Here is a 9077-nt window from a genome sequence, read left to right as displayed (position 1 = left end):
GACTTCTTGCCCGACATGGGCAGAATGACCCAGTGATTGCGGGTGCGGGGACCTGGCAGCTGTTCTGCCATGACCCCAACGGGGCGAAGGTGGAGCTGGACTTCGACGCTTCCGAGAAGGCCGGCTGAAGGCAGGCCAGGGTTTAGCTCAGCGGCGGGTCGGAAGGCGTGTGTTCGCGCCCGTCCGCGCTGGCCAGCAAGCGCGCCGCCGCGCCTGCGGCGACTTCGAGGCGCCGCACGTCGCGCTCGTCCAGCTCGGTCAGGCCACCGCTCATGTTGAAGCCGCACAGCATGCCGTAGAGCCTGCCGTCCGCCATACGGACGGGCACCCCGACGTGCGTGCCCATGCCCTCGAAGGTGCGCGGCAGTCCCTGTGCCTCGCGCACGGCCTCGACGTCGCGCACCAGGTTCGGCATGCGGCCGTCGAGGATGCGCTGGCAGATGGTCTTTTCGAGCGGGGCGGATTGGCCGGGCTGGATGGGCGCCGCGCCGTCCTGCGACTCGATGTAGCGGAAGACGCGCCGGCCGTCGACGACTTCGCTGACGAACACCACCTCGAGCTTCAGCAGATCGCGCACGAGGCTCAGCAGTTCGCCGATCGCGCGCTGCACCGACACCTCTCCGGCATGAAAGCGCCCGGCAGCGGTGATGATGCGCAGCTGCGTCACCCATGCCTCCGGGGCGGGGTTGGTGCGAGGATCCGGGTAAGTTTCCATGTATAACGATCTGGAGAGTGCGGCCATCGTAAGTGCGGGCTTGCTCCGCGGGGTGTGAAGGACGACGCAGAAACGTGGCCCGCGCTGCAACTTGTCGCTCGGACGTGAATTCCGTCGTCGGGCATTGGTTCTAGCGCGTGGCCGGGAAGCGGCTGCGGCGCCTGGTCGCCTCAGGCGATCATCAGTTCGAGGTCGGCGGCCAGCTCGGAGGGCGTCGGCATGTCCTCGAGGCTTTCCCGCGAGAGGCCGGCCGCGCGCCCGACCTCCGAAGGCCAGGCCTCGAAATCGCATGACAGCGCCGGCCCGTCGCGCTCCAGTGCCACGCGCCACACGGCCACGTGCATGATGCCGGCCAGCGCATCGAAGGGCTGCACGCGCAGCGGCCGCGCGAACCCGCCGAGCGCGGTGACGAACTCGTCGGAGAAATTCCAGCGCGATGCCAGCCTCGCGCTGACATCGCCGAAGTGGTAGCCGAAGGCCTGCTCCTCGGCGTCCAGCCGGCCCATCGCGTCGATCGGGCAGGCCTTGTTGAGCGGCCCCATTTCGTCGGGCATGACGATGCACATGATCAGGTGCCCGATCGCATGCATGCTGCCCACGGTGAAGGCGAGGTTCGGGTCGGCGGCGCGGCTCGCGCCGGCCAGGTGGCGGCAGGCGGACGCGACGCGCAGGCTATGGCGCCAGAACTTCGGCAGGTCCACGTGAGGTACTTTCTTGAAGGTACCCGTGAGGTTGGCGCTGATGACCAGGGTCCGGATCGATGACAGGCCGAGCATCCGGATCGCCTCCTCCATCGTCGAGATCTTCCGGCGCACGCCGTAGAAGGGCGAGTTGGCCAGCCGCAGCATCCTGGCTGTGAGCACCTGGTCCACGTCGATCTTGCGGGCCACCTGGGACAACGTCGCGTTGTCGTTGCTCAGGACTTCGATCAGGTCCCGGACCACCTTCGGGACCGAGGGGAGCGAATGGCTCTCGGAGAACAGCTCGTCCAGGCTTGCTGCGGTCATGTCTCGGTGGGCTCGAGTGAATTGTTGGAGGAGGCGGCCATTCTCCTATAGCGCCCAGGCCTCGGGCGCGCGATCAGGTCAAGCCGGGGATGTCTCTCTGGATGTGCGAGCCATAGGGTCGCGTCACCACGATCAGGATCTTCGCGCCGGCCGCCGTCGCAGCCAGGTAGGCATGCGGCGTCGTGCTGTCGAAGAGCGCGCTGTCCCCAGCCTTCATGATGCGGGGCTCGCGACCCTCGATGTGCAGGGCGAGCGCGCCGGACAACACGTAGCAGAACTCCTCGCCCTGGTGGCCGACGAGACCGCCGGTGTCGCTGAGCTTGCGCGAGTGCACCTCCACCAGCAACGGCGCCGACTGGGCCGACTCGTCGCTGTGCAGCACCTCGCAACGCTCGCCGCGCACCTGCGTCACGATGCCGCCGCCGGCCTCGGTGAAGCTCATGACAGGCTCGCCGGGAGCCGGCTTCTTCGGCCCGACCAGGTCGACCCAGTCGACCTCGAGCGCGACCATGATGCGCGCCAGCACGCTGAAGGTCGGCGACATCTTGCTGTTCTCGATGCGCGAGAGCGTGGCGCCGGGCACGCCCGACAGCTCGCTCACCTGCGCGAGCGACAGGGCCTTCTCCTCGCGCGCGGCCCGGATGCGCAGCCCCAGCTCGTGGATCATGGTCTGGTCGCCGCCGGCGCGCCGCCAGGCCTTGCCATCGTTGGCGGCGACTGCGGCCGCAGGAGCCTTGCGGGCCCTGGCGACGCTCGCCCGCTTCGCTTCCGTCTCTGCTTTTCTCGGCATGGTTCCTCTCTCGTGCCCGTCGATCGGCGGTCGCCTCAGGGAAAGCCCGGGCATCGGACTCTCTTGACTTACCGATCCGTAATAGACACATTACGTATCCGTAACGGCGATTCTATGGCGAAGCCTGGAGACGCCGTCCGAGTTCCGCCATCCTTTTTCTTTTCGGCCACTGCATGTTCACCACCCGCCCTGAAATCATCGGTACGCACGGCGTCGCCTCTTCCACCCACTGGCTGGCTGCGCAGACTGCCATGGGCGTGCTGGAGCGCGGCGGCAACGCCTTCGACGCGGCGGTGGCCGCCGGCTTCGTGCTGCAGGTGGTGGAGCCGCATCTCAACGGGGTAGGTGGCGAGGTGCCGATCCTGTACTGGAGCGAGCGCGAGCGCCGCGCCGTCGCCCTGAAAGGCCAGGGCTGCGCGCCGGCCGAGGCCACGCGCCAGGCCTTCGGGCGCCTCGGGTTCGAACAGGTCCCGGGCATCGGCCTGCTGGCGGCCACGGTCCCTGCCGCCTTCGCGACCTGGATGACGATGCTGCTCGAGCAGGGCAGCTGGCCGCTGCAGGAGGTGCTGGCGCCCGCGATACGCTATGCACGCGAAGGTTTTCCCGTATCCACCCGCCTGGCGGAGGCGATCCTGGGGGTGCGGCCCCTGTTCCTCGAGGAGTGGCACTCGTCGGCGGACGTGTGGCTGGACCAGGGACGCGTGCCCCGGCCCGGCAGCCTGATGTGCCTGCCCGCATGGGCGTCGACGATGGCGCGCGTGGCCGAGGAGGCACAGCAGGCCGGCCCCGGCCGCTGCGCCGTGATCGAGGCCGCGATGCGCATCTGGCAGCAAGGCTTCGTCGCGCAGGAGATCGATGCCTTCTGCCGCACGCAGAAGGCGCGCGACACCAGCGGCGAGCGCCATGCGGGCCTGCTGCGCCTGGACGACATGGCTTCGTGGCGCCCCGACGCGGAGGCGCCGCTGACCCTGGGCTTCGGCGCATTCGAGGTCGCCAAGTGCGGCTTCTGGAGCCAGGGACCGCTGATGCTGCAGAACCTCGCGATGCTGCGCCACGCGTCACTCGAGCAGCATGCGCCCACGAGCCCGGGCTTCGTCCATTCGATCGCGGAGGCCACCAAGCTGAGCCTGGCCGACCGGCTGGCCTGGTACGGCAGCGCGCCGGGCGCCGACCCGGAGGCCCAGCACGCACTGCTGGGCGACGACTACGCGCGCGAACGCTGGGGGCGCGTCGACATGCTGGCGGCCGCACGTGCACTCGACCCCGGCTGCCCGCTCGGCCATTCCCCGCGCCTGCCCGACCTGCGGGTGTGCGAACGCAGCCTGCGCGCCGCAGACACCCGCTACGGCGTCGGCGAGCCCACCTTCCTGAAGCTGCCGCCGGTGGCGCAGTGGGCCGACCGCGAGCTCTTCGTCGGCGACACCTGCCAGATCAGCGTCATCGACGGCCAGGGCAACATGGTCGCGGCCACGCCCTCCGGCGGCTGGCTCTCCTCGAGCCCCGCGATCCCCTCTCTCGGCTTCGCGCTGGGCACGCGGCTGCAGATGGCCTGGCTGGACGAAGGCCTGCCCAACAGCCTGGCGTCCGGCGTCGCGCCCTGCACCACGCTGTCGCCCACGCTGGTGATGCGCGATGGCGAACCCTGCATGGTGTTCGGCACGCCCGGCGGCGACCAGCAGGACCAGTGGTCGACCGCTTTCTTCCTGCGCCATGCGGTGCACGGCATGAACCTGCAGGAGGCGATCGACGCACCGGCCTTCCACGTCAAGCACTACCCCTCGTCCTTCTGGCCGCGCGCGCTCACGCTGAACCGCCTGAGCATCGAGCCGCGCTTTCCGGAGGCGACGATCGCGCAGCTGCGCGAGCTGGGTCATGACGTCCACCTCAACGAGCCCTGGTCGGAGAGCCGTATCTCCGCGTGCAGCCGCGTGCGGGACGCGCGCGGCCGCCTGGTGCTGCGCGCGGCCGCCAGCCCGCGCGGCATGCAGGGCTATGCCGTGGGGCGCTGAGCCCGCGGCGATGAACAGGAACCAAGGAGAAACCACGTGAACACCACCCGCATCCTCATCGTCGGCGGCGGCCCGGTCGGCCTATCGATGGCCGTGCTGCTGGAACGCTTCGGCATCGACTTCGTGCTGGTCGAGCGCGCCGAGGGCGTCACCACCCATCCAAAGGCGCGCGGCTGCAGCACCCGCACGATGGAGCTGTTTCGCCAGTGGGGGATCGAGGGCCGGGTGCGCGCGCGCGGCCTGCCTGCGGGCACCGACGTCTTCGCCATCGTCGATTCGCTCTCCGGCTACGAGTACGGACGCACCAACCCCGAGCTGAACACCGGGCAGTCGCCGTCGTGGAAGAGCATCGTGTCGCAGGACGTGGTGGAGGAGGAGCTGTTCCGCCTTCTACAGTCCGCGAAGCACGGGCGCATCCTCTACCGGACCGAGTTCGCCGGCTTCTCCCGGCAGGACGACGGCGTCGTCGTCACCACCCGTTCGCTCGCCACGGGCGAGACGCAGCAGTGGCAGGCCGCCTACCTGATCGGCGCCGACGGTGCCGGCAGCAGCGTGCGCCGGCAGGCCGACATCGAAATGCGCGGGCCCTCGACGCTGGCCGTAATGGCCAACGACTACTGGATGGCCGACCTCTCGCACCTGCCGCGCATCGACACCACTGCCGGGTACCGCGTCGTGCCCGGCACGCCCGACGGCTCGATCGGCACCGTGCTCAACACCAACGGCCGGGACCGCTGGCTCAGCGTGGTGCAGGTCGGGACCGAGAAGGACGAGCGCCCGCTTCCGCGCACCGACGATGAGGTCGTCGCGCTGGCGCGCCTGCACGCCGGCATCCCCGACCTGGCGGTGAAGGTGATCAGCCGGTCGACCTGGCGCCTGAGCCGGCAGGTGGCGGCGCGCTTCAGCCGCGGCAGGGTGTTCCTGATCGGCGACGCCGCGCATCGCTTTCCACCCAACGGCGGCTTCGGCATGAACTCCGGCATCCAGGACGCGCACAACCTCGCGTGGAAGCTGAGGCTGGTGCTGGACGGCCGCGCCGGAGCGGGGTTGCTCGACAGCTACGACGCCGAGCGCCGGCCGGTGGCCGAGTCGAACGCCGACTTCAGCCTGGGCAACCGCTCGCGCTTCGACCAGACCGACCGGGCCCTGCGCTCGCGCAACCGCGAGCAGATGGACTTCTGGATCAAGGACACCGACAACCACGTCCACAGCTCGGGCCAGGACCTGGGCTTCAGCTACGACGCGGGCGCGGTGGTGCCCGACGGCACCGTCAAGACGCCGCACCAGCCGCGCTACTACCAGCCCTCGGACCGCCCCGGCGGACGCTTCCCGCACCTTTGGACCGACCTCGCACGGCTCGGCTCCACGCTGGACTGGTTCGACAAGGATTTCGTGCTGGTGGCGGGCCCGAGGGCAGATGGCTGGATGGATGCCGCCCGCGCGGTCGCGCAGAAGGCCGGCGTGCCGATCCAGGTGCGCCAGATGACGACCGCGCACGAAGCCGATGGCATCCACATGGGCCAGCGCGGCGCGGTGCTGGTGCGGCCCGACGGCCACGTCGCCTGGCGCATGGCCTGGCTGCCCCACGATCCGGTGGCCGAGCTGGGTGGCAGCCTGCAACGGATCCTCTCGCTCTAGCAGGAAAGGAACAAGGCACCATGCAAGTCTCCGGCCTCAACCATTTCACCATCCGCTGCCAGCAAGACCAGTTGCCGGCGCTGCTGGACTTCTACACGCGGCTGCTGCAGCTGACGCCCGGCGCGCGCCCGGTCATGCCCTTCGACGGCTACTGGCTCTATGCCGAAGGGCAGCCGCTGGTGCACCTGGCGGCCTTCGCCGACGAGCGGCCGGCATCGAACACGGGCCCGCTCGACCACATCTCCTTCCGGGCGCACGGTATCCAGCAGACGCGCGACTTCCTGGTGCAGCAGGGCATCCAGTTCCAGGAGGCGCCGGTAGAAGGCTGGCCGCTGCACCAGATCTTCCTGCACGACCCGCAGGGCCTGAAGGTCGAGCTGACCTTCGACACGCGCGAGGAGGCGCAGCGTGCTTGAGACCCGCAGGACGGGTGATGCCCGTACGGCCTTCACGCGCAGCGGCGCCGGCCCGCTGCTGCTGTTGATGCACGGCGCCGAAGGCAGCCACCGCATGTTCGATGCGATCACGCCGCACCTGGCGCGCGACTTCACGGTGCTGGCCTACGACCAGCGCGATTGCGGCGAGACGCAGGGACCGGAAACGCCCGCGACCCTGCTGCAACTGGCGGACGATGCAAAAGCGCTGCTCGAAGCCCTGGGCCATGAGCGCGCCCATGTCTACGGGACCTCCTTCGGCGGTCGCGTGGCGCAGGCGCTCGCGATACGGCATCCGCAGTGCGTGCAGAGGCTGGTGCTCGGCAGCACCTGGCCGCTGCCCGAACGGCTGGAGGCGCTGAACCCCGAAGGCGTGGCGCGCATCGGCGAGCTCCGCAAGGGGCTGCCGGACACCGCCGAGGCGCTGGCCGAGCTCTTCTTCGCCCCCGCCTTCCTGGCCGCGCAGCCGCAGTGGAAGGACATCTTCCGCAGCACGCAGCCCGCATCCGCGCGCTCGCAGCGCCGCTTTGCCGCGGTCGCCGACTGCCCTGCGCTGCCACCGCAGCGCATCGACGTGCCCACCCTGCTGCTCGCCGGCGAGCTCGACCGCGTCGTGCCGCCCGCCGTCACGCTGGGCATGGCGCGGGCCATCCCGCGCTGCGAGGCGGTCGCGTTGGCCGGCGTCGGCCATGCCGGAAGCATCCAGGCGCCGGAACTTGTCGCCGGCCACATCCGCCGTTTCTGCCTCGCATCGCCGAACCAGGAGTCCTGAACATGCCAGTCCTCGAAGCCAGCCGCTCGCCGGCGCCCGAATTCATCCGCGTGCAGCGGCTCAGCAAGACCTTCGGTGCGCCTGGCCCGGGCGCGGTGCAGGCGCTGCGCGACATCAACTTTTCGATCACCGAGGGCAGCTTCGTCACGGTCGTGGGCCCGAGCGGCTGCGGCAAGAGCACGCTGCTGCGGATCGTCGCCGGCCTGCTCGACTACTCGGACGGCAGCGTGAGCCTTGACGGCCAGCCGATCCAGGGCACGCGGCGGGACGTGGGCTTCGTGTTCCAGAACTCGATCCTGCTGCCCTGGCGCACCATCCTCGAAAACGTGATGCTGCCGGCCGAGGTGCTGGGCCTGGACATGAAGGCGGCGCGCCAGCGCGCCATGGAGCTGCTGCACATGGTGCGGCTCGACGGCTTCGAGGACAAGCTGCCGCGCCAGCTCAGCGGCGGCATGCAACAGCGTGCCTCGATCGCGCGGGCCCTGCTGCACGACCCCAAGATCCTGCTGATGGACGAGCCCTTCGGCGCGCTCGACGCCATGACCCGCGAGCAGATGAACCTCGAGCTGCAGCGCATCTGGAGCGCCAGCGGCAAGACGGTGATCCTCATCACGCACTCCATCCCCGAGGCGATCTTCCTGGGCGACGTGGTGTTCGTGATGACGCCGCGACCGGGCTCGCTGGAGCGCGTGATCCAGGTCGACCTGCCGCGCCCGCGCGACCTCGACGTGACCGGCTCGCCGGTGTTCACCGCGGCCGCGCACGAGATCCGCGGCATCTTCCACCACGAGGCCTCTCTGGACTGAACCCGCCACGGAGCGAACGAACCATGTCATCCCACAGCACCCCCCTGTCCGCCCTGCATGACCCAGCGGCCCGTCGCCCCGCACGCGCACGCCGGTCGGTCTTCCGCTCGATGCGCTTCAATTCCCTCCTGCTGCTGGTCGTGCTGCTGGCGGCGTGGGAGTTCGGCGTGCGCTTCTTCGAGGTGCCGAAGTTCCTGCTTCCGCCCTTCAGCGACGTCGCGGTCGCGATGTACCAGGGCTTGGCCACGGGGCCGTTGGCACGCGACGGCTTCTGGTTCCACTCGTACATCACGCTGGTCGAAATCCTCCTCGGCTTCTTCGTCGGCAGCGCCATCGGGCTGCTGCTGGGCATCGTGATCTCGGAGCTCGATTTCCTCGAGGTGCTGCTGCGGCCGTACATCGCTGCGCTGCAGAGCCTGCCCAAGGTGGCGGTGGCGCCGATCATCGTCATGTGGATGGGCTTCGGCATCGGCTCCAAGGTGGCCATCGTCAGCATGCTCACCTTCTTCCCGGTGCTGGTGACCAGCATCGCCGGCTTCAAGGCCATCGACCTGGACCGCATCGACCTCCTGCGCTCGCTGTCGGCCACGCGCTGGCAGATCTTCGTCAAGGCCAAGTTCCCGAGCGCGCTGCCCTATATCTTCGCCGGCCTGGACATGGCCGCGGCCTTCTCCGTGGTCGGTGCCGTGGTGGGCGAGTTCATCGGCGCGCAGGCCGGCCTGGGCGTGCTGATCCTGCAGATGGACGCACGGCTGGACACCGGCGGCAGCTTCGCCGTGTTCGTGATCCTGTCCCTCATCGGCGTCGCGCTGACCGGCGCGCTGCGGCTGGTGCGCCGGCGCGTACTGGGCTGGATGCCGGTCGAGGACGCGCACAAGACCGTGAGCGCCTGATTCACAACCCCCA

The 9077-nt window shown here is 69.6% G+C and carries 9 protein-coding genes; 6 read left to right on the top strand and 3 right to left on the bottom strand.

Going from position 1 to position 9077, the window contains the following annotated elements; genetic code table 11:
- Nucleotides 1-142 precede the first annotated feature (142 nt).
- The 3 genes from APY03_RS01345 to APY03_RS01335 form a co-directional block, all read right to left on the bottom strand.
- Nucleotides 143-715 (bottom strand): GAF domain-containing protein, encoded by a 573-nt coding sequence (locus APY03_RS01345; RefSeq protein ID WP_162487155.1) that lies wholly within the window; start codon nt 713-715, stop codon nt 143-145.
- A 170-nt stretch (nt 716-885) separates the two neighbouring features.
- Complete coding sequence (locus tag APY03_RS01340) at nt 886-1722, bottom strand: HDOD domain-containing protein (protein WP_068673182.1); 837 nt, start codon at nt 1720-1722, stop codon at nt 886-888.
- A gap of 73 nt (nt 1723-1795) precedes the next feature.
- Nucleotides 1796-2512, bottom strand: a complete 717-nt coding sequence (locus APY03_RS01335; protein ID WP_068673180.1) for a helix-turn-helix domain-containing protein — start codon at nt 2510-2512, stop codon at nt 1796-1798.
- Between the two features lie 173 nt (nt 2513-2685).
- Between APY03_RS01335 and APY03_RS01330 the strand changes: the two genes are divergently transcribed.
- From APY03_RS01330 to APY03_RS01305, 6 genes are read left to right on the top strand one after another with little or no spacing between them, the layout of a single operon-like run.
- Complete coding sequence (locus APY03_RS01330) at nt 2686-4521, top strand: gamma-glutamyltransferase family protein (RefSeq protein WP_068673177.1); 1836 nt, start codon at nt 2686-2688, stop codon at nt 4519-4521.
- A gap of 36 nt (nt 4522-4557) precedes the next feature.
- A complete protein-coding gene (locus tag APY03_RS01325; RefSeq protein WP_083944089.1) occupies nt 4558-6159 on the top strand; it encodes an FAD-dependent monooxygenase in 1602 nt (533 codons plus the stop codon).
- Between the two features lie 20 nt (nt 6160-6179).
- A complete protein-coding gene (locus APY03_RS01320) occupies nt 6180-6575 on the top strand; it encodes a VOC family protein (protein WP_068673175.1) in 396 nt (131 codons plus the stop codon).
- Nucleotides 6568-7365 (top strand): alpha/beta fold hydrolase, encoded by a 798-nt coding sequence (locus tag APY03_RS01315; RefSeq protein WP_068673173.1) that lies wholly within the window; start codon nt 6568-6570, stop codon nt 7363-7365. Before APY03_RS01320 ends, APY03_RS01315 begins: the two co-directional genes overlap by 8 nt.
- Before the next feature lie 2 nt (nt 7366-7367).
- Nucleotides 7368-8171, top strand: a complete 804-nt coding sequence (locus APY03_RS01310) for an ABC transporter ATP-binding protein (protein WP_068673171.1) — start codon at nt 7368-7370, stop codon at nt 8169-8171.
- Nucleotides 8172-8194: 23 nt separating this feature from the next.
- Nucleotides 8195-9064, top strand: coding sequence for an ABC transporter permease (locus APY03_RS01305; protein ID WP_068673169.1), 870 nt, complete (start codon nt 8195-8197; stop codon nt 9062-9064).
- Nucleotides 9065-9077 lie beyond the last annotated feature (13 nt).

The sequence above is a fragment of the Variovorax sp. WDL1 genome, assembly GCF_001541225.1.
In the GTDB taxonomy this organism is placed as follows: domain Bacteria; phylum Pseudomonadota; class Gammaproteobacteria; order Burkholderiales; family Burkholderiaceae_C; genus Variovorax.
The sequence above is the reverse complement of the archived record's forward strand: the minus strand, read 5'-3'. Positions and strand labels throughout refer to the sequence as shown.

Coding starts and splice junctions, on each gene's coding strand:
- APY03_RS01305 (WP_068673169.1), top strand. CDS start 8,195: ATGTCATCCCACAGCACCCCCCTGTCCGCCCTGCATGACCCAGCGGCC.
- APY03_RS01345 (WP_162487155.1), bottom strand. CDS start 715: ATGGAAACTTACCCGGATCCTCGCACCAACCCCGCCCCGGAGGCATGG.
- APY03_RS01335 (WP_068673180.1), bottom strand. CDS start 2,512: ATGCCGAGAAAAGCAGAGACGGAAGCGAAGCGGGCGAGCGTCGCCAGG.
- APY03_RS01320 (WP_068673175.1), top strand. CDS start 6,180: ATGCAAGTCTCCGGCCTCAACCATTTCACCATCCGCTGCCAGCAAGAC.
- APY03_RS01310 (WP_068673171.1), top strand. CDS start 7,368: ATGCCAGTCCTCGAAGCCAGCCGCTCGCCGGCGCCCGAATTCATCCGC.
- APY03_RS01340 (WP_068673182.1), bottom strand. CDS start 1,722: ATGACCGCAGCAAGCCTGGACGAGCTGTTCTCCGAGAGCCATTCGCTC.
- APY03_RS01330 (WP_068673177.1), top strand. CDS start 2,686: ATGTTCACCACCCGCCCTGAAATCATCGGTACGCACGGCGTCGCCTCT.